General features: G+C 65.0%; 25 protein-coding genes. 17 read left to right on the forward strand and 8 right to left on the reverse strand.

The features are described from left to right. The first annotated feature begins 24 nt into the window (after window positions 1-24). Genes GH660_RS12925 through GH660_RS12935 form a run of 3 tightly spaced genes read left to right on the forward strand, consistent with a single transcriptional unit; the run spans window position 25 to window position 3,580 of the window. Window positions 25-1,062 (forward strand): branched-chain amino acid ABC transporter permease, encoded by a 1,038-nt coding sequence (locus tag GH660_RS12925; protein WP_153147078.1) that lies wholly within the window; start codon window positions 25-27, stop codon window positions 1,060-1,062. Then, on the forward strand, window positions 1,059-2,819 hold the full coding sequence (locus GH660_RS12930; protein WP_153147079.1) for an ATP-binding cassette domain-containing protein: 1,761 nt from the start codon (window positions 1,059-1,061) through the stop codon (window positions 2,817-2,819). Before GH660_RS12925 ends, GH660_RS12930 begins: the two co-directional genes overlap by 4 nt. Further along, complete coding sequence (locus tag GH660_RS12935) at window positions 2,816-3,580, forward strand: ABC transporter ATP-binding protein (protein WP_153147080.1); 765 nt, start codon at window positions 2,816-2,818, stop codon at window positions 3,578-3,580. The genes GH660_RS12930 and GH660_RS12935 overlap by 4 nt, the downstream gene beginning before the upstream one ends. 47 nt (window positions 3,581-3,627) lie before the next feature. Here GH660_RS12935 and GH660_RS12940 read toward each other — a convergent pair whose 3' ends face one another. After that, window positions 3,628-5,514, reverse strand: a complete 1,887-nt coding sequence (locus GH660_RS12940) for a DUF6600 domain-containing protein (RefSeq protein WP_153147081.1) — start codon at window positions 5,512-5,514, stop codon at window positions 3,628-3,630. Window positions 5,515-5,737: 223 nt separating this feature from the next. Between GH660_RS12940 and mnmG the strand changes: the two genes are divergently transcribed. The 13 genes from mnmG (at window position 5,738) to GH660_RS13005 (ending at window position 16,843) form a co-directional block, all read left to right on the forward strand. Continuing rightward, window positions 5,738-7,636, forward strand: coding sequence for a tRNA uridine-5-carboxymethylaminomethyl(34) synthesis enzyme MnmG (mnmG, locus tag GH660_RS12945; protein ID WP_153147082.1), 1,899 nt, complete (start codon window positions 5,738-5,740; stop codon window positions 7,634-7,636). Next, window positions 7,633-8,250 (forward strand): 16S rRNA (guanine(527)-N(7))-methyltransferase RsmG, encoded by a 618-nt coding sequence (gene rsmG / locus GH660_RS12950; protein ID WP_153147083.1) that lies wholly within the window; start codon window positions 7,633-7,635, stop codon window positions 8,248-8,250. Before mnmG ends, rsmG begins: the two co-directional genes overlap by 4 nt. After that, on the forward strand, window positions 8,247-9,008 hold the full coding sequence (locus tag GH660_RS12955; protein WP_153147084.1) for a ParA family protein: 762 nt from the start codon (window positions 8,247-8,249) through the stop codon (window positions 9,006-9,008). Before rsmG ends, GH660_RS12955 begins: the two co-directional genes overlap by 4 nt. After that, complete coding sequence (locus GH660_RS12960) at window positions 9,005-9,859, forward strand: ParB/RepB/Spo0J family partition protein (RefSeq protein WP_153147085.1); 855 nt, start codon at window positions 9,005-9,007, stop codon at window positions 9,857-9,859. Before GH660_RS12955 ends, GH660_RS12960 begins: the two co-directional genes overlap by 4 nt. A 119-nt stretch (window positions 9,860-9,978) precedes the next feature. Beyond that, window positions 9,979-10,335 carry an ATP synthase subunit I gene (locus GH660_RS12965; protein WP_194266316.1) on the forward strand — a complete coding sequence of 119 codons (357 nt, stop codon included), beginning with the start codon at window positions 9,979-9,981 and terminating at the stop codon, window positions 10,333-10,335. A 16-nt stretch (window positions 10,336-10,351) separates the two neighbouring features. Next, complete coding sequence (gene atpB, locus GH660_RS12970) at window positions 10,352-11,152, forward strand: F0F1 ATP synthase subunit A (RefSeq protein ID WP_153147087.1); 801 nt, start codon at window positions 10,352-10,354, stop codon at window positions 11,150-11,152. A gap of 73 nt (window positions 11,153-11,225) precedes the next feature. After that, window positions 11,226-11,486, forward strand: coding sequence for a F0F1 ATP synthase subunit C (atpE, locus tag GH660_RS12975; protein ID WP_153147088.1), 261 nt, complete (start codon window positions 11,226-11,228; stop codon window positions 11,484-11,486). A 39-nt stretch (window positions 11,487-11,525) separates the two neighbouring features. Then, a complete protein-coding gene (locus GH660_RS12980) occupies window positions 11,526-11,996 on the forward strand; it encodes a F0F1 ATP synthase subunit B (RefSeq protein WP_153147089.1) in 471 nt (156 codons plus the stop codon). Between the two features lie 2 nt (window positions 11,997-11,998). Continuing rightward, window positions 11,999-12,535, forward strand: coding sequence for a F0F1 ATP synthase subunit delta (locus tag GH660_RS12985; protein ID WP_153147090.1), 537 nt, complete (start codon window positions 11,999-12,001; stop codon window positions 12,533-12,535). 9 nt (window positions 12,536-12,544) lie between these two features. Continuing rightward, on the forward strand, window positions 12,545-14,083 hold the full coding sequence (atpA, locus tag GH660_RS12990; protein ID WP_153147091.1) for a F0F1 ATP synthase subunit alpha: 1,539 nt from the start codon (window positions 12,545-12,547) through the stop codon (window positions 14,081-14,083). Window positions 14,084-14,097: 14 nt separating this feature from the next. Then, on the forward strand, window positions 14,098-14,958 hold the full coding sequence (atpG, locus tag GH660_RS12995) for a F0F1 ATP synthase subunit gamma (protein WP_153147092.1): 861 nt from the start codon (window positions 14,098-14,100) through the stop codon (window positions 14,956-14,958). Between the two features lie 31 nt (window positions 14,959-14,989). After that, window positions 14,990-16,390 (forward strand): F0F1 ATP synthase subunit beta, encoded by a 1,401-nt coding sequence (gene atpD, locus GH660_RS13000; protein WP_153147093.1) that lies wholly within the window; start codon window positions 14,990-14,992, stop codon window positions 16,388-16,390. A gap of 27 nt (window positions 16,391-16,417) precedes the next feature. Beyond that, a complete protein-coding gene (locus GH660_RS13005; protein ID WP_153147094.1) occupies window positions 16,418-16,843 on the forward strand; it encodes a F0F1 ATP synthase subunit epsilon in 426 nt (141 codons plus the stop codon). A gap of 71 nt (window positions 16,844-16,914) precedes the next feature. On the opposite strand, the gene GH660_RS13010 is transcribed toward GH660_RS13005, so the two are convergent. The 7 genes from GH660_RS13010 to GH660_RS13040 all read right to left on the reverse strand — a co-directional run bounded on the left by GH660_RS13010 (window position 16,915) and on the right by GH660_RS13040 (window position 25,274). Continuing rightward, complete coding sequence (locus GH660_RS13010; protein ID WP_153147095.1) at window positions 16,915-17,490, reverse strand: SCP2 domain-containing protein; 576 nt, start codon at window positions 17,488-17,490, stop codon at window positions 16,915-16,917. A gap of 12 nt (window positions 17,491-17,502) precedes the next feature. Further along, window positions 17,503-18,240 (reverse strand): bifunctional demethylmenaquinone methyltransferase/2-methoxy-6-polyprenyl-1,4-benzoquinol methylase UbiE, encoded by a 738-nt coding sequence (gene ubiE, locus GH660_RS13015; protein WP_153147096.1) that lies wholly within the window; start codon window positions 18,238-18,240, stop codon window positions 17,503-17,505. 4 nt (window positions 18,241-18,244) lie between these two features. Then, on the reverse strand, window positions 18,245-18,664 hold the full coding sequence (locus tag GH660_RS13020) for a gamma-butyrobetaine hydroxylase-like domain-containing protein (protein WP_153147097.1): 420 nt from the start codon (window positions 18,662-18,664) through the stop codon (window positions 18,245-18,247). 62 nt (window positions 18,665-18,726) lie between these two features. Beyond that, a complete protein-coding gene (locus tag GH660_RS13025; RefSeq protein WP_153147098.1) occupies window positions 18,727-20,319 on the reverse strand; it encodes a hypothetical protein in 1,593 nt (530 codons plus the stop codon). Window positions 20,320-20,330: 11 nt separating this feature from the next. Continuing rightward, complete coding sequence (locus GH660_RS13030; protein ID WP_153147099.1) at window positions 20,331-20,765, reverse strand: HIT family protein; 435 nt, start codon at window positions 20,763-20,765, stop codon at window positions 20,331-20,333. A 116-nt stretch (window positions 20,766-20,881) separates the two neighbouring features. Next, window positions 20,882-24,757 (reverse strand): DUF3683 domain-containing protein, encoded by a 3,876-nt coding sequence (locus GH660_RS13035; RefSeq protein WP_153147100.1) that lies wholly within the window; start codon window positions 24,755-24,757, stop codon window positions 20,882-20,884. 91 nt (window positions 24,758-24,848) lie between these two features. Next, a complete protein-coding gene (locus tag GH660_RS13040; protein ID WP_153147101.1) occupies window positions 24,849-25,274 on the reverse strand; it encodes a YqaA family protein in 426 nt (141 codons plus the stop codon). 38 nt (window positions 25,275-25,312) lie between these two features. Between GH660_RS13040 and ilvA the strand changes: the two genes are divergently transcribed. Then, complete coding sequence (gene ilvA, locus GH660_RS13045) at window positions 25,313-26,845, forward strand: threonine ammonia-lyase, biosynthetic (protein WP_194266317.1); 1,533 nt, start codon at window positions 25,313-25,315, stop codon at window positions 26,843-26,845. The last annotated feature ends 56 nt before the right edge of the window (window positions 26,846-26,901 follow it).

The following is a 26,901-nucleotide window of genomic DNA, read 5'->3' on the forward strand; positions in this document are numbered from 1 at the left end:
CCGACCACCATTTCGCCTTAGTCCATGGATCTGCAAATCCTCCTTCTCCTCGGCCAGGACGGCGTCACCAACGGCGCCATCTACGCCCTGCTGGCGCTCGCCCTCGTGCTGGTCTTCGCAGTCACCCGCGTCATCTTCATTCCGCAGGGCGAATTCGTTGCCTACGGTGCCTTGACCCTGGCTGCGCTGCAGGCCGGCAAGGTGCCGGGAACGGTCTGGCTGCTGCTGGCGCTGGGTACGACGGTGGCGCTGCTCGACGGCGTCCGCCTGCTGCGCGAAGGGCGGTTTCGCAAATTGCCGCCGCTGCTCATCTTCAACGTCGGCATCCCGCTGCTCTGCGCCGGCGGGCTGTTCGTCGTGCCGCCGACCCAGTTGCCGCTGTGGGCGCAGGTCGCGGTGTCGATGCTGCTGGTCGTGCCGCTCGGGCCGATGATCTACCGCGTCGCCTACCAGCCGCTGGCCAGCGCCTCGGTGCTGGTGCTGCTGATCGTCTCGGTCGCCGTCCATCTGGCCCTGATCGGCCTCGGCCTGCTGTTCTTCGGCGCCGAAGGCTCGCGGACCCCGGCCTTCACCGAAATCAGCTTCGAACTGGCCGGCGCGCCGCTGCAGGGGCAGACGATCCTGGTCATCGTCGCCTCGGCGCTGCTCATCATCGGGCTCTATTTCTTCTTCGAGCGCACCCTCTACGGCAAGGCGCTGCGCGCCACCGCGATGAACCGCACCGGCGCCCGCCTGATGGGCATCCCGCCGGCGCTCGCAGGCCAGCTGTGCTTCACGCTGGCGGCGGCGATCGGTGCCTTTTCCGGCATCCTGATCGCGCCGATCACCACCATCTACTACGATTCCGGCTTCCTGATCGGCCTCAAGGGCTTCGTCGGCGCCATCATCGGCGGCCTCGCCTCCTACCCGGTCGCCGCCCTCGGCGCCGCGCTGGTCGGCCTGCTCGAATCCTATTCCTCCTTCTACGCCAGCGCCTTCAAGGAAGTCATCGTGTTCACGCTGATCATCCCGGTGCTGCTGTGGCGCTCGCTGACCACGAAGCACGTCGAGGAGGAGGAATGAGGCGCCAGCTTCCCCTCGCCGTCTTCATCGCCCTGCTCGCGGCGGGGCCCCTGCTGCTGCCCGAGTTCTCGATCACCCTGCTGAATTACATCGGCCTCTACGCCATCGTCGCCGTCGGCCTCGTGCTGTTGACCGGCGTCGGCGGGCTGACCTCGTTCGGGCAGGCGGCCTTCGTCGGCATCGGCGCCTACACGACCGCCTGGATGACGACGGCCCACGGCGTCTCGCCATGGCTGACGCTGAGCATCGGCCTCGTCGTCACCGCCGCCGTCGCCCTCTTCCTCGGCTTCATCACCCTGCGCATGGGCGGGCACTACCTGCCGCTCGGCACCATCGCCTGGGGCATCAGCCTCTACTTCCTGTTCGGCAACGTCGAGTTCCTCGGCGGCCATACCGGCATCACCGGCATTCCACCGGTCAGCCTGTTCGGCTGGGAAATGAAGTCGGGCCGCGACTTCTACTACCTCATCTGGCTGGTCGTCCTGCTCGCCATCCTGGCCCTCCGCAACCTGCTCGATTCGCGCGAGGGGCGCGCCATCCGCGCGCTCAAGGGCGGCGCCGTGATGGCCGAGGCGATGGGCATCAACACGCCGCGCGCCAAGATCGTCATCTTCCTGATCGCCGCCCTGCTGGCCAGCATTTCCGGCTGGCTTTACGCGCACCTGCAGCGCTTCGTCAACCCGACGCCGTTTTCGCTGACGCAGGGCATCGAATACCTGTTCATGGCCGTCGTCGGCGGCATCGGCCACGTCTGGGGTGCGGTCCTCGGTGCTGGCCTGATCACCGTGCTCAAGCAGTGGTTGCAGGACTGGCTGCCGCAGATCCTCGGCCAGAGCGGCAATTTCGAGATCATCGTCTTCGGCGTCGCCGTCGTGCTGATCCTGCAGAAGGCGCGCGACGGCCTGTGGCCGGTGATCCTCCGGCTGCTCCCGGCCCCTTCGCGGCAGCGGGCGGTGCCGCAGGCACCGGCACTGGACCGGCGTCCGGCGCCGCCCGCCGGCACCCTGCTGCTGGAAGCGAACGGCGTGACCAAGCGCTTCGGCGGCCTGGTCGCCAACAACAACATGTCGCTGACCGTCCGGGCCGGCGAGGTGATGGCGCTGATCGGCCCGAACGGCGCCGGCAAGAGCACGATGTTCAACTGCATTTCCGCGGTCGACCCGGCCAGCGAGGGCAAAATCGCCTTCCTCGGCGCGTCGACCGCAAGCCTCGCGGCGCGCGACATCGCCAGCCGCGGGATGAGCCGCACCTTCCAGCACGTGCGCCTGCTCGGCCAGATGTCGGTGCTGGAAAACGTCGCCATCGGCGCCCACCTGCGCGGCAGCAGGGGCGCGCTGGCCGCCGCGCTGCGCCTCGACCGCGCCGAGGAGCAGCGTCTGCTGGCCGAGGCGGCGCGCCAGATCGAGCGCGTCGGCCTCGCCGAGCACATGTTCGACGCGGCCGGCAGTCTGGCGCTCGGCCAGCAGCGCATCGTCGAGATCGCTCGCGCCCTCTGTTCCGACCCCTGCCTGCTGCTGCTCGACGAGCCGGCCGCCGGCCTGCGCTACCGCGAGAAGCAGGCCCTGGCCGAGCTGCTGCGCCGCCTGCGCGGCGAAGGCATGGGCATCCTGCTGGTCGAGCACGACATGGATTTCGTCATGGGCCTCGCCGACCGGGTAGTGGTCATGGAATTCGGCGAGAAGATCGCCGAAGGCGCGCCGGAAGCCGTCCAGCGCGACCCGAAGGTGCTCGAAGCCTACCTCGGCGGGGTCGAATGAGCATGAGCAAGCATCCGCACCTGCATGACCACGAGGTCATTCTCGACGTCCGGCATCTGGGCGTCGCCTACGGCAAGGTCGAGGCGCTGCACGACGTCAGCCTGACCATCCGGCGCGGCGAGATCGTCACGGTCATCGGCCCCAACGGCGCCGGCAAGACGACGCTGCTGGCGGCGCTGATGGGCCTGCTGCCGGCGACCGGCGACATCGTCTACATGGGCCATGCCCAGGGGCGCGAACGCGAGGTCGAGGCGCTGGTCCGCCACGGCATGACGTTGGTCCCCGAGAAGCGAGAGCTGTTCGCCGAAATGAGCGTCGAGGACAACCTGCTGCTCGGCGCCTTCGACCGCTATCGCAGCGGCCACCGCGACCAGATGGAAACCATGGACGAGGTCTTCGAGCTCTTCCCGCGCCTCGAGGAGCGCCGCGCCCAGCTGGCCGGCACGCTGTCCGGCGGCGAGCGCCAGATGCTGGCGATGGGTCGCGCCCTGATGGCCAAGCCGAAGCTGTTGATGCTCGACGAACCCAGCCTCGGCCTGGCGCCGCTGATCATCAAGGAAATCTTCCGCATCATCGGCGAACTCAAGCAGACCGGCGTCGCCATCCTGCTCGTCGAACAGAACGCCCGCGCCGCGCTGCAAATCGCCGACTACGGCTACGTCCTGGAAACCGGCGAGGTTTCGCTGGCCGGCCCCAGCCAAGAACTGGCTGCCGACCCGCGCGTCATCGAAAGCTACCTCGGGCTCGGGCACAAGCACTGAGCGCCGCCCCGGCCCGTTGCCGGGGCGCCGAACGAATCAGCGCTGCCTCAGCGTGGACCGCGTTCGTCCCGGCGCTCGTGGCGCCCCGGGTTGCCGCCGCGTTGGCCGTCGCCCGGCGGCGGCCGCGGTTCGCTGCGCGGCATTTCGCGCGGCTGGGCAGCCGGCATCGGCGGCGCCTGCATCTGCCGCGGCGCCTCGCGCACCATCGGCGCGGGCCGTTCGTGCGGCGCTTCGCGATACGCCGGCCGGTTGTCCCGGGGTTGCTGCGCCGGCTGCTGGAATTCGCGCATCGGCGACGCCTGGTAGCGCGGTTCCGGGCGTGGTTCGGGGCGCGGCGGTGCCTGGACGGCGGCCGGCGCTTGCCGGTACTCGCGCTGTTCCATGCGCATCGCCCGCTCGTCGACCTGCGGGGCGCCGAATGCTCGGTTGTCGTCATGGCGCGGATTCATCGGCGGTTGCCGCTCAAGGCCCTGACGCCCGCCGCCATCGGGTGGACGGTTCGGGTAGGCGGACATGCCGCGCTGCGGTTCCGGCGCGCCGCGCTGGTAGTCGCCGGGGTCGCGCTGGCGGCCGGCGGCGGGCGGCATTTCCTGGCGCGGCGCGCGGCCGTCCGGCTCGTTCCGCGGGCCGGGCCGGGCATCGCCGGCCGGCGGCAGCCAGTTGCGGCTGGGCGCCCGGCTAGCCATCGGCGCCTGGCCGATTTCCTGCATGTCGCGCGGACGCAGCGCGTTGCCCTTGATCGGCTTGCCCTCGCGCATCCGGTCGGCCGGCACCACGGTGACGGCCTGCGGTTGGCCGCCGTGCCGGTATTCCGGGCGATAGTCGGGGCGCGTGGCGCGCTCGATTTCCCGGACGTTGTGGACGTGGGTGACGTTCATCTGGCGCACGTAGTTCGGGCTGGCGCGATAGGCCGGCACATAGACTTCGCGCGGCGCCAGCGGGAACCAGCCGACCGCCGGGGCGGCGCCATAGCGGAAATTGACGCTCCAGCCCGGATTGCCATACCAGCCGACCAGCGCCGGCGCATAGACCGGCCGCGCGCTGTAGGCGCCCGGGGCCCAGCCCCAGCGCCCGCCGATCTGCACCCAGCGCCCGTAGTGGAAGGGGGCGAAGCCCCAGGGCGCGGCGTCGACCCAGGTCCAGCCCCAGGGCTCGATCCAGGCCCAGCGTCCGTCGCGGTAGGGCGCCCAGTCGGCGGCCACCGCCCGCGGATACCAGACATTGCCGTAGTCTTCCGCCGTACCCCAGTCGCCGTAGTTGTCGAGATCCTGGTAGCCGGTCATGTAGGGTGAAACGTTGCGCCGGGCGTACGCCGCCTTCGCCCGGTTGTCCTGGGCCGACACCCAGTTGTCGAAATCGTCGCCGTAGGGCGCCGCATCGATGGTGACGACGCCGCGCCCGTCGATCGACGCCATTTCGCCAGCACGCACGGCCAGCGGACGCCCGTCGGCAAACACCTCGGCGCTGCCCGACTGGGCGGCGACGGTGGTCAGGCCGGGCCGCGCCTCGATCCGGTAGCGGCCGGCGTCGGCGAAACGGACCCGCCCTTCCGGCGTCTCGATTTCGAGATCGTCGGCCTGTTCGCGGTCGCGAATGGTGACGGCCAGCGTGCCGGTCGCCAGCTGGAGGTCCACGCTGCGGTCGTCGATGGTGACGAATTCGGCGCGGCTGTTGCCGGCCAGCCGGTAGGCGGTGGAGCCAACCCAGGCTTCGGCCCGTCCGCGCCGCTCGGTATCGATGATGGCGCCGCTGCTGAGCGGCCAGTTGGCCACCGCGGGCGTGCCGGGATCCTGACGGTCGGCGCGCAGGGTGACCCCGCCATCGACCAGCGCCAGACGGCCGACGCGCGCCGGCGGGTCGCCGGCGGCCAGCGCCGGGGCGAGGAAAGCGATCAGGGCCGTCAGCCCGAGAAAATGGCGAAACCGTCCGAACATCATCAACTCCGTCTGTCGCTGCCCGAACATTCGGCAGCGTGCTCCAATAACGTTATTAGAGCCGCTTCGGATGAATCGCGGTCACAAAAAATCGTTTCAGGATGTTGCCGGCGCCGGCACCGGGCGTGCAGGCGAAGCCCGGCAGGTCGGGAAAAACTGTGATTTTTCAGCGGCCTGACGTAAAATCCGCCTCCCGATACTGCGCCGCAACAACCCCGTCCCCATGCTTTATCCCACCCGTTTCGATGTCATCGTTGTCGGCGGCGGCCACGCCGGCACCGAGGCCGCGCTCGCCGCGGCACGGGCGGGGGCGAACACGCTGCTGCTGACGCACAACCTCGACACGCTGGGGGCGATGAGCTGCAACCCGTCGATCGGCGGCATCGGCAAGGGCCACCTGGTGCGCGAGGTCGATGCGCTGGGCGGGGCGATGGCGGCGGCTACCGACGAGGCCGGTATCCAGTTCCGCATCCTGAACGCCTCGAAGGGCCCGGCGGTGCGCGCGACGCGCGCCCAGGCCGACCGCGTGCTGTACAAGCAGGCGATCCGCTCGCGCCTGGAAAACCAGCCCAATCTGACCATCTTCGCCCAGGCCTGCGACGACCTGATCGTCGAGGGCGAGCGCGTGGCGGGGGCAAAGACCCAGCTCGGCATCCGCTTTATGGCCTCTTCCGTGGTGTTGACCGCAGGCACCTTCCTCAACGGCAAGATTCACGTCGGGCTGGAGAACTACACCGGCGGGCGCATGGGCGATCCGCCCTCGGTCTCGCTGGCGGCACGCCTCAAGGAGCTGAACCTGCCGCAAGGTCGCCTGAAGACCGGCACGCCGCCGCGCCTTGACGGCAAGACCATCGATTTCTCGGTGATGGAGGAGCAGCACTCGGACGATCCGCTGCCGGTGTTCTCCTTCCTCGGCAGCGCCGCCCAGCACCCGAAGCAGCTGCCCTGCTGGATTACCGAGACCAACGAACGCACCCACGATATCATTCGCAGCGGCCTCGACCGGTCGCCGATGTACACCGGTGTCATCGAGGGCGTCGGTCCGCGCTACTGCCCGTCGATCGAGGACAAGATCCACCGCTTCGCCGACAAGGATCGCCACAACGTCTTCCTCGAACCGGAAGGCCTGACGACGCACGAGATCTACCCGAACGGCGTGTCGACCAGCCTGCCCTTCGACATCCAGCTGGCGCTGGTGCGTTCGATCCGCGGGCTGGAAAACTGCCACATCCTGCGCCCCGGCTACGCCATCGAATACGATTTCTACGATCCGCGCGGTCTCAAGAACACGCTGGAAACCAAGGCCATCGCCGGCCTCTTCTTCGCCGGCCAGATCAACGGCACGACCGGCTATGAGGAAGCCGCCGCCCAGGGCCTGCTCGCCGGCATCAATGCGGTCAATTACGTCAAGGGTCGCCTAGGCTGGTGCCCGAAGCGCAACGAGGCCTACCTCGGCGTGCTGGTCGACGACCTGATCACGCGCGGCGTCTCCGATCCCTACCGGATGTTCACCAGCCGCGCCGAATATCGCCTGAGCCTGCGCGAGGACAACGCCGACCTGCGCCTGACCGAACAGGGCCGCGCCCTCGGCCTGGTCGACGACGTGCGCTGGGAAGCCTTCTGCCGCAAGCGCGACGCCATCGCCGCCGAGCAGGAGCGCCTCAAGTCGACGTGGATCAACCCGAAAATCACGCCGGCCGAAGATTGCGTCCGCGTGCTCGGCAAGGCCATCGACCACGAATACAACCTGTTCGAACTGCTGCGCCGGCCGGAAGTGGCGTATGAAGCGCTGCTGACCCTGCCCGGTTGCGGTCGACCGGAAAGTTCGCCCGAAATCGACGCCGCCGTCGTCGAGCAACTGGAGATTTCCGCCAAGTACCAAGGCTACATCGACCGTCAGGCCGAGGAGGTTTCCCGGTCGGCCAGCTACGAGAGCACGCTGCTGCCGGCCGATCTCGACTATGCGACGGTCGCTGGGCTGTCCAACGAGGTCAGGCAGAAGCTCGCGCTGCACCGGCCGCAGACCATCGGCCAGGCCTCGCGCATCCAGGGCGTCACGCCGGCGGCGATCTCGCTGCTGCTGATCCACCTCAAGCGTTTCAACCTGTCGCAGGCGGCATGAGCGCGATCAGCCTGTCCGCCGGTCTTGCCGGACTCGGCCTCGAACTGCCCGCAGATGCGCAGCAGAAGCTGCTCGCCTTCCGCGACCTGCTGCTCAAGTGGAACAAGACCTACAATCTGACCGCCCTGCGCGACCCGGAACAGGCCGTTGCGCACCACCTGCTCGACTCGCTGGCCATCCTGCCGCACGTCGGCGCCGGCCCATTGCTCGATGTCGGTTCGGGCGGCGGCCTGCCCGGCATCCCGCTGGCCATCGCTCGCCCCGATCTGGTGGTGAGCATGGTCGATACGGTGCAAAAGAAAGCCACGTTCCTGCAGCAGGCGGTCATCGAACTCGGCCTGAAGAATGTTACGGTCCACCATGCGCGGGTCGAGGAACTGGCCGGGCAGTATTCCCGGATCACGGCGCGCGCCTTCGCCGAACTTGCCCAGTTCGTCGCCCTCACCCGGCATCTGCTGGCGCCGGACGGGCGCTGGCTGGCGATGAAGGGCGTGCGGCCGGATGCGGAAATTGCGGCGCTGCCCGCCGACGTCGCGGTGGAAGCGGTCATTCCGCTGGCCGTGCCGGGGCTGGCCGCCGAACGACATTTGATCATCCTGAAAGCGGGCTCATGAAAGCACTCGCCATCACCAACCAGAAGGGCGGCGTCGGCAAGACGACGACGGCGGTCAATCTGGCCGCCTGCCTGGCAGCCGAAGGCCAGCGCGTCCTGCTGATCGACCTCGATCCGCAGGGCAACGCGACGACCGGCGCCGGCATCACCAAGAAGGAAGCGCTGCCGACGGTGTACCAGCTGCTGATCGGTGCCGCGACACTGTCCGAGGTTTGCATCGCGACCGATTTCGGCTTCGACGTACTGCCGGCAAACCGCGAACTGGCCGGCGCCGAAGTCGAGCTGATCGAACTGAGCGAGCGCGAGTACCGTCTGAAGAACGCGTTGCAGGCCGGCCATGCCACTTACGACTACATCCTGATCGACTGCCCGCCGGCGCTCAACATGCTGACGGTCAACGGCCTGGTCGCGGCCGATTCGGTGCTGATCCCGATGCAGTGCGAATACTACGCGCTGGAAGGCCTCTCCGATCTCGTCGAAACCCTGCGCAAGGTGCGCACCCACCTCAATTCGCGTCTCGAAATCGAAGGTCTGCTGCGCACCATGTACAACCCCCAGAGCACGCTGACACAACAAGTGTCCGGCGAACTGGAAAGCCATTTCGGCAACAAGGTCTACCAGACCATCGTGCCGCGCAACGTCCGGCTGGCCGAAGCGCCGTCCTACGGCAAGCCGGTCATCGCCTTCGACAAGAGCTCCAAGGGCGCGCAGGCCTACAGCGCGCTGGCCAAAGAAATTCTCGAAAGGGTCGCCCCATGATCAAGATGAAAGGACTCGGCCGCGGCCTCGACGCCCTGCTTGCCGGCAGCGACAAGCCGCAGGGCGACGAGCAGCGCAACCTGCCGGTCGACCGACTTAAACCGGGCAAATACCAGCCGCGCACGCACATGGACGAAACCTCGCTCGGCGAACTGGCGGCCTCGATCCGGGCGCAGGGCGTCATGCAGCCGATCCTGGTGCGCGCCATCGACAACACGCCGGGCGCCGAGCGCTACGAGATCGTCGCCGGCGAGCGCCGCTGGCGTGCTTCGCAGCTGGCCGGATTGAGCGAAGTGCCGGTGCTGGTGCGCAGCATCCCGGACGAGCAGGCGTTGGCGATGGCACTGATCGAGAACATCCAGCGCGAGAACCTCAATCCGTTGGAGGAAGCCCAGGGACTGCAGCGCCTGATCGACGAATTCGGCCTGACCCACCAGCAGGCGGCCGATGCCGTCGGGCGTTCGCGCCCGGCGGCGAGCAATTTGCTCCGTCTTTTGCAGTTGACCGCAACCGTCCAGGACATGCTGATGAGCGGCAAGCTCGACATGGGCCACGCGCGGGCGCTGCTGCCGCTAGGCGGGGCGCAGCAGGCGGCGGTGGCGCAGCGCATCGTGCAGAAGGACCTGTCGGTGCGAGAGGCCGAACGGCTGGTGCAGCATCTTTTGAATCCGCCGAAGAAGGCGGCCGAACAGGCGGTCGACCGCGACCTCCTCCGCCTGCAGGAGGAACTGTCGGACGGTCTCGGCGCCAGCGTCGCCATCCGCTCCAACAAGAAGGGGGCGGGCAAGGTCACGATCGAGTTCGGCAGTCTCGACCAGCTCGACGGGCTGATCGCGCGTCTGCGTGGATGATTCATGGCACAATGAAAAATGCTTCGCGAATTCGGGAAAACCCTTGTTTTGTGCGTTGCAGCATTTGACTCATGTATAAGACTTCGTTACACTCGCGCAGTTTTCAACCGGGGCCTGCCTTGCATCCGCATGTAAGCTGGATAATCAGCCGGCAAGCGGCGCTGGCAATCATCCTGGCGACAGTCGCCTGGATGTTCGTCGGCAACAACGCGGCAGTCTCGGTTCTGATCGGGGGATCAGTCGGCATCATCGCAAATCTCGGGTACGTCCTGAGGGCCATGCGGATGACGACGGGGGGTGACCCGCTCAAGCTTTATCGGGCGCAGTCGGCCGGAGAAGGGCTGAAGTTTGCTCTGACCTTCGCCGGGTTTGCGCTGGTGTTTTGGGGGTACAAGGAAGTTTCGGCGTTGCCGCTCTTTCTTGGCTATGCATCAACTTTTGTCATCTTCTGGGTGGCACTCTTGAAGCAACGTTGAGCTGACTGGAGAAATCATGAGCGCTGAAGGCGGCCTGACCACAACAGGTTATATCCAACACCACCTGACCAACCTGACTGTCTGTTCGGACGCGGCCAGGGATGCGGCGGGTCACTGTCACGGATTCTGGAGTTTTCACCTCGATACCCTGGTCATTTCCGGCCTGCTCGGTATCGTCTTCTTCGGCCTGATGGCCAAGGTCGCCGGCAAGGCGACTTCCGGCGTCCCGGGCGGTCTGCAGAACTTCATCGAAATGGTCGTCGGTCTCGTCGACCAGCAGGTCAAGGACACCTTCCACGGCAAGAGCGCCTTGGTCACCCCGCTCGCGATCACCATTTTCGTCTGGGTGTTCGTCATGAACGCCATGGACCTGATCCCGGTCGACTTCCTGCCGCTCGCTGCCGGTGCGGTAGGCATCCATTATCTGAAGGCGGTGCCCACCACCGACCCCAACCTGACCTTCGCCATGTCGATCACGGTCTTCTGCATCATGATCTGGATGAACCTCAAGGTTAAGGGCGTCGGCGGCTTCCTGCACGAAGTCTTCTCCGCCCCGTTCGGTATCAAGCTGGCGCCGGTGAACTTCATCTTCCGCGTCGTCGAGGACATCGCCAAGCCGATTTCGCTGGCTCTGCGTCTCTTCGGCAACATGTATGCCGGCGAAATGGTGTTCATCCTGATCGCCCTGCTCGGGATCTGGCAGCTTCCCTTGGCCTTGCCCTGGGCGCTGTTCCACATCCTGATCATCACCCTGCAAGCCTTCGTGTTCATGATGCTGACCATCGTGTACATGTCCATGGCCGCAGAGTCGCACTAAGCGTTTTGGCAGTTTCCCGTAGTTTTTAGCTTTTAACTTTAACCGTAACAACCTACCTTACTGAGGAGTAAACATGGAACTCGCAACCGTTCTCTCCAACACCGCTATCGCTGTTGCCATCCTGATCGGCGCTGGTGCTCTGGGCACCGCCATCGGCTTCGGTATCCTCGGCGGCCGCTTCCTGGAAGGCGCTGCCCGTCAGCCGGAAATGATCCCGACGTTGCAGGTCAAGATGTTCATCGTTGCCGGTCTGCTCGACGCGGTGACCATGATCGGTGTCGGTATCGCCCTGTTCATGCTCTTCGCCAATCCGTTCATCGCTCTGGTCAAGTAATCTCCACGCGCCTGTAACCCTAATTACCAGGAGGTTAGCGTGAATATCAACGCGACACTGATTGGCCAGGCAATCTGGTTTGCAGTCTTCATCTGGATCACGATGAAGTACGTCTGGCCGCCGCTGCAAAAGGCGATGGCCGACCGTCAAGCACAGATCGCCGAGGGCCTGGCTGCGGCCGAGCGCGGCAAGCACGAGCAGGAGCTCGCTGCCAAGCGTTCCGCCGATGCGCTGCGTGAAGCCAAGGAGAAATCCGCGGATCTCGTCGCTCAAGCCGAAAAGCGTGCGCAACAGATCGTCGAAGAAGCCAAGGGCAATGCCAAGGTCGAGGCGGACAAGGTCGTCGCCGGCGCCAAGGCAGAAATCGAACAGGAAGTCGAACGCGCCAAGCAGCAACTGCGTGAGCGTGTCGCCGAACTGGCGGTTGCCGGTGCCGAGAAGATCCTGCGCAAGGAAATCAACGCGTCCGCGCATGCCGACATGCTGGTCGCCCTGAAACAGGACCTGTAAGCATGGCCGAATCCGTCACTATCGCCCGCCCTTACGCCGAAGCCCTGTTTGGCGCGGCCAAGGAAAGCGGCAATCTGGCCAAGTGGGCCGAGCAGCTCGCACTGCTCGCCCAGGTGGCTGCCAATCCCGAGGCCCGCGCGGCCATCGGCGATCCCAATGTGGCGGCCCCGCAACTGGTCGACCTGTTCCGGTCTGCCTGCGGTACGGCGGTAGGGGCGGAGCTGTCGAACTTCATCCAGCTGCTGTCCAAAAACAACCGTCTGGGGCTGTTGCCGGAGATCGCCGGCTTGTACGAGAGCTACAAGCAGGCCGAGGAAGGCACCAAGCAGGCCGAAATCGTCTCGGCTTTTCCGATCGACGCTACTCAGGTCAAGTCCCTTGTTCCCCAACTCGAGGCGATTTTCAAATCCAGGCTCGAGGCTTCGGTTACGGTCGATCCGGAACTGATTGGTGGTATCAAGGTTATCGTTGGCGACCAGATGCTGGATGCTTCAGTCCGCGGCAAGCTCGACGCCATGGCTACGGCGCTGAACAACTAGGAGAATTTCATGCAGTTGAATCCTTCCGAAATTTCTGAACTGATCAAGAGCAAGATCCAGAACCTGCAAGGCGCATCGGAAGTGCGCACGCAGGGTACTGTGGTTTCCGTGACCGACGGCATCTGCCGCGTGCATGGCCTGCAGGATGTCATGCAGGGCGAAATGCTGGAATTCCCCGGCAACACCTTCGGCATGGCGCTCAACCTCGAGCGCGACTCCGTCGGCGCCGTTGTTCTTGGTGAATACGAGCACATCTCCGAAGGCGACGTGGTCAAGACCACCGGTCGCATTCTCGAAGTTCCCGTCGGTCGCGAACTGCTCGGCCGCGTGGTCAACTCCCTCGGTCAGCCGATCGACGGCAAGGGCCCGATCAACGCCAAGCTGACCGACAAGATCGAAAAGGTCGCGCCGGGCGTCATCTGGCGTCAATCGGTGTCGCAGCCGGTGCAGACCGGCCTCAAGTGCGTGGACTCCATGGTGCCGGTCGGCCGCGGCCAGCGCGAGCTGATCATCGGCGACCGCCAGACCGGCAAGACCGCCGTCGCCGTCGACGCCATCATCAACCAGAAGGGCAAGAACCTCTTCTGCGTCTATGTCGCCGTCGGCCAGAAGGCTTCCACCATCGCCAACGTCGTGCGCAAGCTCGAAGAGCATGGCGCGATGGAATACACCATCGTCGTCGCCGCCTCTGCTTCCGAAACGGCTGCCCTGCAGTACCTGGCTCCGTATGCCGGCTGTACGATGGGTGAGTACTTCCGCGATGTCGGCGAAGATGCGCTGATCATTTATGACGATCTGACCAAGCAGGCTTGGGGCTACCGTCAGGTTTCCCTGCTGCTGCGCCGTCCGCCGGGCCGCGAAGCCTACCCGGGCGACGTGTTCTATCTCCACTCCCGCTTGCTCGAGCGCGCTGCTCGCGTTTCCGCGGCCTGGGTCGAGAAGCTGACCAACGGTGAAGTCAAGGGCAAGACCGGTTCGCTGACCGCCCTGCCGGTCATCGAAACACAAGCCGGTGACGTTTCCGCCTTCGTTCCGACCAACGTGATCTCGATTACCGACGGTCAGATCTTCCTGGAAACCGACCTCTTCAACGCCGGCATCCGTCCCGCGATCAACGCCGGTATCTCGGTGTCCCGCGTCGGTGGCGCTGCCCAGACCAAGCTGATCAAGAAGCTCGGCGGCGGTGTCCGTCTGGCCCTCGCCCAGTACCGCGAACTCGCCGCGTTTGCCCAGTTCGCTTCCGACCTCGACGAAGCGACCCGCAAGCAGCTGGAGCGCGGCCGTCTGGTGACCGAGCTGATGAAGCAGCCGCAGTATTCGCCGATGAGCATCTCCGAAATGGCTGTCACGCTGTACGCTGCCGACAAGGGCTACTTCGACGACGTCGAAGTCAAGCGCGCGCTGGAATGCGAAAAGGCGATGATCGGCTACCTGAAGGCCAACTGTGCCGACCTCATGAGCACCATGGAGTCGACGGCAGACCTGAGCGCCGAATCCGAGAAGCAACTTGCCGCGGGCATCGTCGCTTTCAAGAGCAGCTGGGCCTGATCTAGGAGAACGCCATGCCTAGCGGCAAGGAAATTCGCAACAAGATCAAGAGCGTCGAAAACACGCGCAAGATCACCAAGGCCATGGAGATGGTGGCCGCATCCAAGATGCGCAAGGCGCAGGACCGGATGCGTGCCGCCCGCCCCTACGGCGAGAAGATCCGGCGCGTTGCGGCCAACCTGTCTCATGCCCTCACCGAGTACAAGCACCCGTTCCTGGTTTCCCGCGATCAAGCCAACATCGGCGTGATCCTGATCACCTCGGACAAGGGCCTGTGCGGCGGTCTCAACTCCAACATCCTGCGTCTTACCGTGACCAAGATGAAGGAGCTCGAGAGCCAGGGCAAGAAGTTTCAGGCCACCTGCATCGGCAACAAGGGCTTCGGCTTCATGCAGCGCGCCGGCGGCAAGATCGTTTCGCATGTGACGAATCTTGGCGATACGCCGCACCTGGAGAAGCTGATTGGACCGGTCAAGGTCCAGCTCGACGCCTACATGAAGGGCGAGATCGACGCGCTGTACATCGGTTACACCCGCTTCATCAACACGATGAAGCAGGAGCCGGTCTTCGAGCAGCTGCTCCCGCTGTCCGGCGAGGCCGTCGGTTCCGCCAAGACCAAATGGGACTATGTCTACGAGCCGGATTCCAAGGCCGTTATCGACGACTTGCTGATCCGTTATGTCGAAGCGCTGATCTATCAGGCAGTGGCCGAAAACATGGCCTCCGAGCAGTCGGCACGGATGGTCGCCATGAAGTCCGCTTCGGACAATGCCAAGACCGTCATCGGTGACTTGAAGCTGGTTTACAACAAGGCCCGTCAGGCTGCGATTACCAAGGAACTCTCGGAAATCGTCAGCGGCGCCGCCGCGGTGTGACGCGTAGATTTTTATTTTTGGGGATTTGAATATGAGTCAAGGTTCAATCGTTCAGTGCATCGGTGCCGTTGTGGACATCCACTTCCCGCGCGACGCGATGCCGAAGGTCTACGATGCGCTCAAGCTGGATGCTTCCGAGTCGAACGGCATGGCGGAAGACGGCCTGACCTTCGAAGTGCAGCAGCAGCTGGGTGACGGCGTCGTCCGTACCATCGCCATGGGTTCGTCCGACGGTCTGCGCCGCGGCATGAAGGTCAACAACACCGGCGCTGGCATCTCCGTGCCGGTCGGCATGGGCACCCTGGGTCGCATCATGGACGTTCTCGGTCGTCCGATCGACGAAGCCGGCCCGATCGATTCGAACGAGCTGCGCGTCATTCACCAGCCGGCGCCGAAGTTCGACGAACTGTCGTCTTCCGTCGATCTGCTGGAAACCGGCATCAAGGTTATCGACCTGATCTGCCCGTTCGCCAAGGGCGGCAAGGTCGGTCTGTTCGGTGGCGCCGGCGTCGGCAAGACCGTCAACATGATGGAACTGATCAACAACATCGCCAAGCAGCACTCGGGTCTGTCCGTGTTTGCCGGCGTCGGTGAACGTACCCGCGAGGGCAACGACTTCTACCACGAAATGAAGGACTCCAACGTTCTCGACAAGGTTGCGATGGTGTTCGGTCAGATGAACGAGCCGCCGGGCAACCGTCTGCGCGTCGCGCTGACCGGCCTGACCATGGCCGAACGTTTCCGTGATGATGGTCGTGACATCCTGTTCTTCGTCGATAACATCTATCGCTACACCCTGGCCGGTACCGAAGTGTCCGCGCTGCTCGGTCGTATGCCTTCCGCCGTGGGCTACCAGCCGACGCTGGCCGAAGAAATGGGCCGTCTGCAAGAGCGTATTACCTCGACCAAAGTCGGTTCGATCACCTCCATCCAGGCCGTGTATGTGCCTGCCGATGACTTGACCGATCCGTCCCCGGCCACCACCTTCCTGCACCTCGACTCCACGGTCGTGCTGTCGCGTGACATCGCCTCGCTGGGTATCTATCCGGCCGTCGATCCGCTCGACTCCACTTCCCGCCAGCTCGACCCGCAGGTCGTCGGTGAAGAGCACTATTCGGTCGCCCGTGCCGTGCAGATGACCCTGCAGCGCTACAAGGAACTGCGCGACATCATCGCGATTCTGGGCATGGACGAACTGTCGCCGGAAGACAAGCTGGCCGTTTCCCGTGCCCGCAAGATCCAGCGCTTCCTGTCGCAGCCGTTCCACGTTGCCGAAGTCTTTACCGGTTCCCCGGGCAAGTTCGTTCCGCTCAAGGAAACCATCAAGGGCTTCAAGGGCATCGTTGCCGGCGAATACGATCACCTGCCGGAACAGGCGTTCTACATGGTCGGCGGTATCGAGGAAGTTCTCGAGAAGGCCAAGACGCTGTAACCGGCGTCACCAGCATAGGAGCCAGTCATGGCAATTTCTGTTCATTGTGATGTGGTCAGCGCCGAAGAGTCGATCTTCTCCGGTCTGGTCGAATTCGCCGTTTTCCCCGGCGAATCCGGCGAGCTGGGCATCCTGCCGCACCATACGCCGCTGCTCACCCGTATCAAGCCGGGCACCATTCGCCTGAAGCTGCAGGGTCAGAGCGACTATGAGCTGGTGTACGTGTCAGGCGGAATGCTGGAAGTTCAGCCGGCCATGATCACCGTGCTGGCCGATACGGCCATCCGTGCCCACGATCTGGACGAAGCCAAGGCCCTGGAGGCCAAGAAGCGTGCCGAAGAAGCGCTTGCCAACCGCAACGCCGAAATGGACTACGCTGCCGCGGAATCCGAGCTGGCACAGGCGATCGCCCAGCTGCAGGCCATCCAGCGTCTGCGCAAGTCGGTTCACTAAGCCGTCACCGGCAAACGCAAAAGGGGCAGCTTCGGCTGCCCCTTTTTACTTTCGGTCGTTGCAATGCCCGCCTACGGTGGCAGGCGCGCTATCCGCTTTTCAAGGCGTGCGACATCGTCGCGCAGCTGATCGACCTCAATCGCAAAGCAGCGTGTATCGCGGGCCGGCGTCACCAGCGCCGATTCCTCGGTCGCGTATTCGGCCAGATTCGCCCCCAAGCGACGGGCTGCCGCCCGGTGCCAGGCGATACCGCCAGTCAGCAGCTGCGCCAGGCGATGCGCCGGGATGTCGCCGATCGCGTCGGCGAGATCCGCTTCGTAGTCCCAGCGCAGATTGCGGAAGACGAAAGCGAGCGTTTCGGCAAAGTTTGCCGCGCCGCTCAGGCGTGCCGTGGCGAATACGCTACCGGGATCGGTGAGCAGCCGGAACGGGGCGTCGGCGGCAAAGGCGATGGTCACGCTGGGGGCATCATCCGTGGTGGCAGGACGGAAAAAGCCCCTTTCATCGACCGTCATCGCCAGCCGCAGCAGTCCACCTTCGATCCGGGCAGTCTGTCCGACATAGGACAGAAGCCGCTCGCGCGCCCAATCTTCCCGGTCGAGAAGATGATTCAGCACGGGGACGATGACGGCGCCCGGGTTCAGCATCGATGATCCGGGCTAGAACTTGAAGCCGCGATGCAGGGCGACGACACCGAGGGCCATGTTGAAATATTCGACCCTCTCCAGTCCGGCCTCCTCCATCATCCGCTTGAGCTCCTCCTGCCCGGGATGCACCCGGATCGACTCGGAAAGATAGCGATAGCTGTCGGCATCGTTGGTGACCAGCTTGCCGACGCGCGGAATGACGTGGAAGGAATAGAAATCGTAGGCCGGCGCCAGCGGCTTCCAGACCTGCGAGAACTCGAGGACCAGCAAGCGCCCGCCGGGACGGAGGACGCGATGCATTTCCGCCAGCGCGACATCCTTGTGGGTCATGTTGCGCAGGCCGAAGGCGACGGTGACGCAATCGAACCAATCGTCCGGAAAAGGCAGCTTCTCGGCGTCGCACTGGGCGGCCGGCACCATGAACCCCTTGTCGGTCAGCCGGTTACGGCCGCGCGCCAGCATGGCGTTGTTGATGTCGGTCAGCCAGACCTGCCCGCTCTTGCCGACCTTGCGGGCGAAGGCCAGTGCAAGGTCGCCGGTACCGCCGGCCACGTCGAGGACGCGCGAACCTTCGCGGACGCCGCTACGCTGGATGGTGAATGCCTTCCAGAGCCGGTGCAGGCCGCCCGACATCAGGTCGTTCATCAGGTCGTAACGATTGGCGACCGAGTCGAAGACATCGGCGACACGCCGTGCCTTTTCGCGCTCCGCGACGGTTTCGTAACCGAAATGGGTGGTTTCGTTTTTCATGGTTTCAATGGTGTTGACCGCAACTGCCGCCGCTGTGGCGCGACGTGGTGTCGATGTCGCGCGACAGCCCGTGCGCTTCGATCTGCTTCAGGTATTCCTGCCAGAGTTCGTCGTGGTGTTTGCCGAGGTTGTAGAGCAGATCCCAGGAGTAGAGGCCGCTGTCGTGCCCGTCCGAGAAGACGAAGCGGACGGCGTAGGTGCCGACCGGCTCGATGCGTTCGATCTCCACGTTGCGTTTGCCGGTCTGCAGCGTTTCCTGTCCCGGACCGTGGCCGCGGGCTTCGGCCGACGGTGTATAAACCCGCAGGTACTCGAAATCCAGCTTGAAGCGCTCGCCGCTTGCGTAGGCGATCTCCAGCAGGCGGGATTTCTGGTGCAGCTTGATTTCGCTCGGAATTGGCGTGTCGCGTTCGATGCCGGCCATAAGACCTCCAACAGTGAGGGCGCTAGTTTAGCGCACTCGCCACGGCTACGAGACGAGATGCGTCAAAGCGTCTCGTAGCTGACCCGGTCGAAGTCGACGCCGCGTTGCCGGACGTGCTTCATGCGCAGTAGCAGGGATCCCTCTCCGACATGCACCTCCAGCGTGCCGCTGGCCTGGTACATGCCGCTCGGCAGGACGACCGATCCTTCCTGGTGGATGGCGGCGATCGGCGGCAGCAGGAAGCCGCGGACGAAACGGTCGGCGTGGCCGGCATTCGTCGGCGCATGGCGGACGCCGACTGCTTCCGGCAAGCCGGGCAGCACTGAAATCCCGACCACCATGCCACCGTCCGCTTCCTGCATCAGCCAGCTCGCCTGGCCGAGCAGGAACTGCTCGCCGTCATGCGGACAGACGGCGAGCAGCTGGCTGTGGGCGACCCGTTCGCCGAAGTGGCCGCGCGCCAGGCGGAAGCCGTTGGCCGAATGATTGATGACGTTCCATTCGTCGATCGGGTAGTTGGTCTGCGGCTTGATGCTCAAGGCCTGGCCCGGTATCGCCTGATCGCGGAAGGTGAACAGCTGGTCGAACTCGTTGCGCGAATAGGCGCTGACCGAGTCCGGCTGGACGAATTCGGCGCCGCCGATGAAAAAGTGCATGGCCTCGAAGCCAACGGCGAGCTTCGCCGTGCCTTCCGAGGGGAAGCGGCGGAAGCGGCGCGGCGACGCGGTCTGGGTCCATGGCCGCGAGAGATGTTCGAGCAGCTGGATGACGTTCCCGGAGGTTTCCTCGCCCAGGCCGAGCTGCGACGGCGTCATGCGCTGCCGCAGCTGGGCGAGCATGTGGCTCAATTGCAGGCCGAGGCGACTGGTGTCGAGGCGCCGGGCGTCGGCGCCGATGTTGTCGGCCGAACCGGTGGGGTGGATCGGCTGGTCCTTCATCAGTTCGACGATGTAGGGCGGCACTTCGTACTCGTCGTCGAGGCGGTGCAGCGAAACCAGCGGCGCCCACATGCCGGCCCAGCGGCGGATCAGGTTGAGATTGCGCACGGTGTTGCTGTAGGGGCTGGCGACCTCGATCAGCAACAGCGTCACGTAGGCGGCCGAGCAATGGGTCGCCTGCAGGTCGCTTTCCAGCGAATCGTTGACCGGCGTGTAGATAATCCCCCACTGCTCGGCGGTCTCGTAATAGCCGTGCAGGTCGTGCCAGATGCCGGCCGGCACTTCGCGCCGCGCGCGGTAGTGCTCGAGGATGATCATCCCGGTGTAATACAGGCAGCGGTGCAGGATGGTCGCCACCAGGGTCGAATACAGCGGGTTGTCGGCGGCCGGTTCCTGCAGGCGGGCGCACAGCGCGTAGGCCTTGCCCATGCGCCGCCAGGCGCCGAGAACCTGCTGGAAGGCCTCGTCCTCAGGATCCGAAAGAACCAGCGGCTTGTTGTGATAGCGCCGGGCCATTTCCTCCTCGACGAAATGCATCGGCACCCGCGTCTGCTCGAGCAGCGCCAGGAGGACGCCGGCTTCGGGCGGGTTCTCGAGCAGCGCATCGACGAATGCGACGAGCTGCTTCTCGGCCAGCGGCGGGTTGGCCAGCGGCAACTGGGCCAGGTAGTTGGCTCCGGTTTGCAGATCGGGGATCGACAGGGAGGGCGAGGCCATGTTCATTATTTTCAGCCTTGGTATTGGTCCGGGTGCAGTTGCCTGCGCAGCGCCTGGCGCAGGGTGTTGTCGTCGACCGCCGGGCGCGGGCGGGGCGCGTCGCGCTGCACCGCGCCCCACACCGGCTCGGGAAAGTGCCGGTCATCGTGCCAGCGCGGGATGACGTGCCAATGCAGGTGCGGCGTCATGTTGCCGAAGCTGGCGAGATTGATCTTGTCCGGCGCGAACAGGGCGCGGACCACCTTTTCGACGGCGAAGACCACGTTCATCAGTCCCTGGCGCTCGTCCGGCTCGAGGTCGGTCATCTCGCGCACATGGGTGGTCCAGATGACGCGGCAGAAACCCGGATAATGCGGATCGTCGACGCGCACCACGCGGCAGGTCGGCGACTCCCAGAGGGTCGTTCCGCCTGCCGAGGCGCACAGTTCGCAGCGCTTGCCGTCCATTCCTGCATTCCCGGTTCAAACAAGGTTGCAAGGATTGCACTTGCATAAAAATACTGCAAGTGCTTCCTTGGCCGTCTTTCGCCCTGTTGCGGTCGACTGCCCGAAACGGCAGGAAATCAGAGCAGCACGCGCTCGATGCCGCCGTGGTTGGCGCGGTTCACGTACTGCGCCGCCCAGTTCTCGCCGAGCAGGTGCCTGGCCATCTCGACGACGATGTAATCCGCCGTGGTTCCGGCGTCGTCGTCGTAACGCGACAGCCCCTGCAGGCAGGCCGGGCACGAGGTCAGGATCTTGACGTCGCCCGCGAAGCCGTCGCCGCGTAGCTTCTCGGCGCCTTTCTCGATCTCCTGCTGCTTGCGGAACTTGACCTGGGTCGCGATGTCCGCCCGCGAGTAGGCGAAGGAGCCGGCATCGCCGCAACAGCGGTCGGACAGCGGCACGTCCTGGCCCATCAGCGACTTGGTCACGGCGAGCGGCGCGTAGGCTTTCATCGGCGTATGGCAGGGGTCGTGGTACATGTAGCGAGTACCGCTGACACCTTCCAGCTTGACGCCCTTCTCCATCAGGTATTCGTGGATGTCGAGCAGGCGGCAGCCGGGGAAGATCTTCTCGAACTGGTATTTCTGCAGCTGGTCCATGCAGGTGCCGCAGGAAACGATGACCGTCTTGATGTCGAGGTAGTTCAGCGTGTTGGCGACGCGGTGGAAGAGCACGCGGTTGTCGGTCGTGATCTTGACGCCCTTGTCCTCGTCGCCCGACGCGGTCTGCGGATAGCCGCAGCACAGGTAGCCCGGCGGCAGCACGGTGGTGGCGCCGATTTCGTAGAGCATCGCCTGGGTCGCCAGGCCGACCTGCGAGAACAGGCGCTCGGAGCCGCAGCCCGGGAAGTAGAAGACGGCGTCCGAGTCCTCGGTGGTCTTCTGCGGGTTGCGGATGACTGGGATGACCTTGTCGTCCTCGATGTCGAGCAGGGCGCGCGAGGTGCGCTTGGGCAGGTTGCCCGGCATCGGCCGGTTGAGGAAGTGGATGACCTGGGTTTTCACCGACGGCGCGCCGAGCGTCGCCGGCGGGTGGGCGCGCGATTCCTGGACCAGGCCGATGGCCTTGGCCGCCTTGTGGGCCAGGCGCTGGGCCTTGAAGCCGAAATCCATCATGACGCCGCGCATCAGCTTGATCGTCGCCGGGTCTTTCAGGTTCAGGTAGGTCATCGCCGCCAGCGTGCCGGGGCTCGTCCGCTTCTTGCCCTGCTTGCGCAGGAAGTTGCGCATCGCCACCGAAACGTCACCGAAATCGATGTCGACCGGACACGGCTTGACGCAGCGGTGGCAGACCGTGCAATGGTCGGCGACGTCGTTGAACTCGTCGAAATGCTTGAGCGAGATGCCGCGCCGGGTCTGCTCCTCGTAGAGGAAGGCTTCGACCAGCAGCGAGGTGCCGAGGATCTTGTTGCGCGGCGAGTAGAGCAGGTTGGCGCGCGGCACGTGGGTCGAGCAGACCGGCTTGCACTTTCCGCAGCGCAGGCAGTCCTTGACCATGTCGGAAATCTTGCCGATTTCGGACTGCTCCATGATCAGCGATTCGGTGCCGAGCAGGCTGAACGACGGCGTGTAGGCATTGCCCATGTCGCCGCCGGGCATCAGCTTGCCCTTGTTGAAGCGCCCTTCCGGGTCGACCTTCTGCTTGTAGGCGCGGAAGGGGCCGATCTCGTCCTCGGTCAGGAATTCGAGCTTGGTGATGCCGATGCCGTGTTCGCCGGAAATGACGCCGTCCAGCGAACGGGCGAGATGCATGATGCGCTCGACGGCCTGGTGGGCGGTCTGCAGCATCTCGTAGTTGTCGGAGTTGACCGGGATGTTGGTATGCACGTTGCCGTCGCCGGCGTGCATGTGCAGGGCGACGAAGACGCGGCCGCGCAGCACTTCCTTGTGGATCGCCTCGATGCGCTCGATGATCGGCCGGTAGACGCCGCCGTCGAAAATCTTGGAGAGGCGGGCGTGCAGTTCCTGCTTCCACGACGTGCGCACCGAGTAGTCCTGCAGGCGGTGGAACAGCGTCGGGTTGGCGGCCTTGTTGGTCAGCTCGCCGGCCACCACGCCGTAGGACGCGAAGCGCGTCTCGGCCTCGGCCAGCGGCAGGTCGAGGTTTTCCAGCAGCCATTCCCAGCGCAGGCGCACGGCCTCGACGTAAGCGAGCGCGGCCTGGCGGCGGTCGCCGATCAGCACGTCGGTGTCGAGCGTCGTGTCGCCGCGGTGCAGCGGCAGGTCACCGCGGAGGAATTCGCTCAGCGCGTCGCACAGCGCCAGCTTGTTGCGCGTCGACAGCTCGATGTTGATGCGTTCGATGCCGTCGCAGTAGTCGCCCATGCGCGGCAACGGGATCACCACGTCCTCGTTGACCTTGAAGGCGTTGGTATGGCGCGAGATCGCCGCCGTGCGCGAGCGGTCGAGCCAGAATTTCTTGCGCGTTTCGGCGTCGACCGCGATGAAGCCCTCGGCGGCGCGCCGGTTGCACATGCGGACGACTTCCGAGGCGGCGGTCATCACCGCCTTTTCGTCGTGGCCGACGAGGTCGCCGATCAGCACCATCTTCGGCCGGCCGTGGCGCTTGGCCTTGGTCGCATAGCCGACCGCCTTCACGTAACGCTCGTCCATGTGTTCGAGGCCGGCCAGCTGGACGCCTGCCGCATGGCCGGCGCCGCCCGGCTTGAAATAGTCGGTGATCTCGACGATCGCCGGCACCGCCTCGCGCACCTGACCGAAGAATTCCAGGCAGACGGTGCGCGTGACCGGCGGCATCTTGTGCAGCACCCAGCGCGCGGCGACGATGATGCCGTCGGTCCCTTCCTTCTGCACCCCCGGCACGCCGCCGAGGAACTTGTCGGTGACGTCCTTGCCCAGCCCGATCTTGCGGCAGGCGGCGCCGGGCATGGTCAGCACTTCTTCCTTGAGCAGCTTATTCCCCGACGGGTCGAAGCGCTTGAGGCGGAACTCGACGTTCTCCTGCTCGTGGATCTTGCCGTAGTTGTGGTTGACGCGTTCGATTTCCAGCCAGTTGCCGTCCGGGTCGACCATCTTCCACCAGGCCAGGTTGTCGAGCGCGGTGCCCCACAGGACGGCCTTCTTGCCGCCGGCGTTCATGGCGATGTTGCCGCCGATGCACGAGGCCGAGGCCGACGTCGGGTCGACGGCGAAGACGCGCCCGGCGGCCGCAGCCGCTTCGGAAACTCGCTCGGTGACGACGCCGGCGCCGGTGCGGATGGTCGCGTAGGGCGTTTCGTGGCCGGCCAGCACCAGTTCCTCGACCGCGCCGATGTCGATCAGCTTCTCGGTGTTGATCACCGCCGAGTACGGCGTCAGCGGCACGGCGCCGCCGGTGTAGCCGGTACCGCCGCCGCGCGGGATGATGGTCAGTCCGGCCTCGATGCAGCCGCGCACGAGGGGGCCGATTTCCTCCTCGGTGTCCGGATAGAGGACGACGAAGGGGTACTCGACGCGCCAGTCGGTGGCGTCGGTGACGTGCGAGACGCGGGCGAGGCCGTCGAAGGCGATGTTGTCCTTGCGCGTGTGCTTGCCGAGAATGCGCAGGGTCTTGCGGCGCAGGTCGTAGGTTTCGGAAAAGCGTTTGGCGAAGCGGTCGACCGCGCCACGCGCCGCCTCGACCAGGCGCCTGACCTTGGCCGAGCGCTCGGGGTCCTCGCTTTCGGTCGCCGTGCGGCGCTTCTCGACTTCGGCCAGGCGGTGGCGCAGGGCGTTGACCAGCGCGTTCCGCCGTTCCTGGTTGTCGAGCAGGTCGTCCTCGAGATAGGGGTTGCGCTGCACGACCCAGATATCGCCCAGGACCTCGTAGAGCATGCGCGCCGAGCGGCCGGTGACGCGCTCGCTGCGCAGTTCGTCGAGCACTGCCCAGTTGTCGGCGCCGAGCAGGCGGATGACGATCTCGCGATCGGAGAACGAGGTGTAGTTGTAGGGGATTTCGCGCAGGCGGGCAGTCATGGAAGCGGCCGGAAGTCCGTCAAAAGGTGGATTTTAGCGTATTGCAGCGCAACACGCGGGTTCAGGTAGACCGCCGGCCGCCGGCGAGGTTTCACATGCTTGCCGCGGCCTGCGCCACCAGCCAGTAACGCGCCAACTTGCCGATCGCCATGAAGGCACAGCACGGCAGCCAGTGCAGGCGCAGCCAGCCGGCGGCGACGCACAGCGCGTCGCCAAGCAGCGGCGCCCAGGCGAGCAGCAGGATCGGGCTGCCCCAGCGTTCGACCTTGTCCTTGTGCGGAATGCGCTCCAGGCGCTGCCATTTCGGGAGAACGCGCCCGCACCACCACGAGGTCATGCCGCCGGCTGTGTTGCCGAGGGTCGCCAGCGCCAGCGCCGCCTGCTGTTCTCCGGGATGCAGTTGCAGGAAACCCCACAGCAAGGCCTCGGAACCGCCGGGCAGGATCGTCGCCGAGAGGAAACTGGCCGCCAAAAGCCCCCACAACCCGCTTTCTGCCGTGACGTTTAGCCACTCCACCCGTAGAATCCCCCTTTTGCCATAATGAGTTGCGCGCAATGCACCCGGATTATCTCGAAAAAGTTCTCAACGCACAGGTCTACGACGTGGCGATCGAAACGCCGCTCGACCTGGCCGGCAACCTTTCCGCCCGGGTCGGCAACAAGATCAGCCTGAAGCGCGAGGACATGCAGCCGGTGTTCTCCTTCAAGTTGCGCGGCGCCTACAACAAGATCGCCAGCCTCTCTGCCGAAAAGCTGAAGCGCGGCGTCATCTGCGCCTCGGCCGGCAACCATGCGCAGGGCGTCGCGTTGTCGGCGGCCAAGGTCGGCTGCCGGGCGGTCATCGTCATGCCGACCTCGACGCCGGGCATCAAGATCGAGGCGGTCAGGCGGCGCGGCGGCGAAGTGGTGCTGCATGGCGATTCCTTCGACGAGGCCTACGCCCATGCGCTCGAGCTGGAAAAGTCCGAGAAGCTGACCTTCGTCCATCCCTTCGACGATCCCGAGGTGATCGCCGGCCAGGGGACGGTGGCCATGGAAATCCTGCGCCAGCACTCGCGCCACAACGGCCCGATCACCGCCGTCTTCTGCGCCATCGGTGGCGGCGGGCTGGCCGCCGGGGTGGCGGCCTACATCAAGCGCCTGCGCCCGGAAATCAAGGTCATCGGCGTCGAAACCTTCGATGCCGACGCGATGAAGCAATCCATCGCCAAGGGCCATCGCGTGCGTCTCGACCAGGTCGGCCTGTTCGCCGACGGCACTGCCGTCAAGCTGGTCGGCGAGGAAACCTTCCGCCTGTGCAAGGAGTATCTCGACGAAGTGATCCTGGTCGACACCGACGCCATCTGCGCGGCGATCAAGGATGTTTTCGAGGACACCCGCTCGATTCTCGAGCCGGCCGGTGCGCTGGCTGTCGCCGGCGCCAAGGAATACGCCCGCCAGCACCGGCTGAAGGACAAGAACCTGATCGCCGTGACCTCCGGTGCCAACATGAATTTCGACCGCCTGCGCTTCGTCGCCGAGCGCGCCGAATTCGGCGAGCAGCGCGAGGCGGTGTTCGCCGTCACGCTGCCGGAAAAGCCGGGCGCCTACAAGAAGTTCCTGTCGCTGATCGGCAAGCGCAACGTCACCGAATTCAACTACCGCTACCACACGGCCGCCGAGGCGCACGTTTTCGTCGGCGTCCAGGTCGTCGACCGCAAGGAATCGTTGAAGCTGGTCGACAGCCTGCAGAAGCACGGCTACCCGACGCTCGACCTGACCGACGACGAGATGGCCAAGAACCACGTCCGCCACATGGTCGGCGGCCACGCGCCGCAGGTCTGCAACAACGGCATGAGCGAACTGCTTTACCGCTTCGAGTTCCCCGAGCGGCCGGGCGCGCTGATGAATTTCCTGACCCAGATGAGCGCCGGCTGGAACATCAGCCTCTTCCACTACCGCAACCATGGCGCCGACTATGGCCGGGTGCTGGTCGGCATGCAGGTGCCGCCAGGCGAGATGAGCGAATTCAAGGTCTTCCTGAAGAACCTCGGCTACGCCCATTGGGACGAAAGCCGGAATCCGGCCTACAAGTTGTTCCTCGGTTAATTCATTTTAATTATATTTTTGTGAAAATTCATTCTTTCACAGAATAACCAAGCAAA

Source organism: Dechloromonas sp. H13 (assembly GCF_009469615.1).
Lineage (GTDB): Bacteria > Pseudomonadota > Gammaproteobacteria > Burkholderiales > Rhodocyclaceae > Azonexus.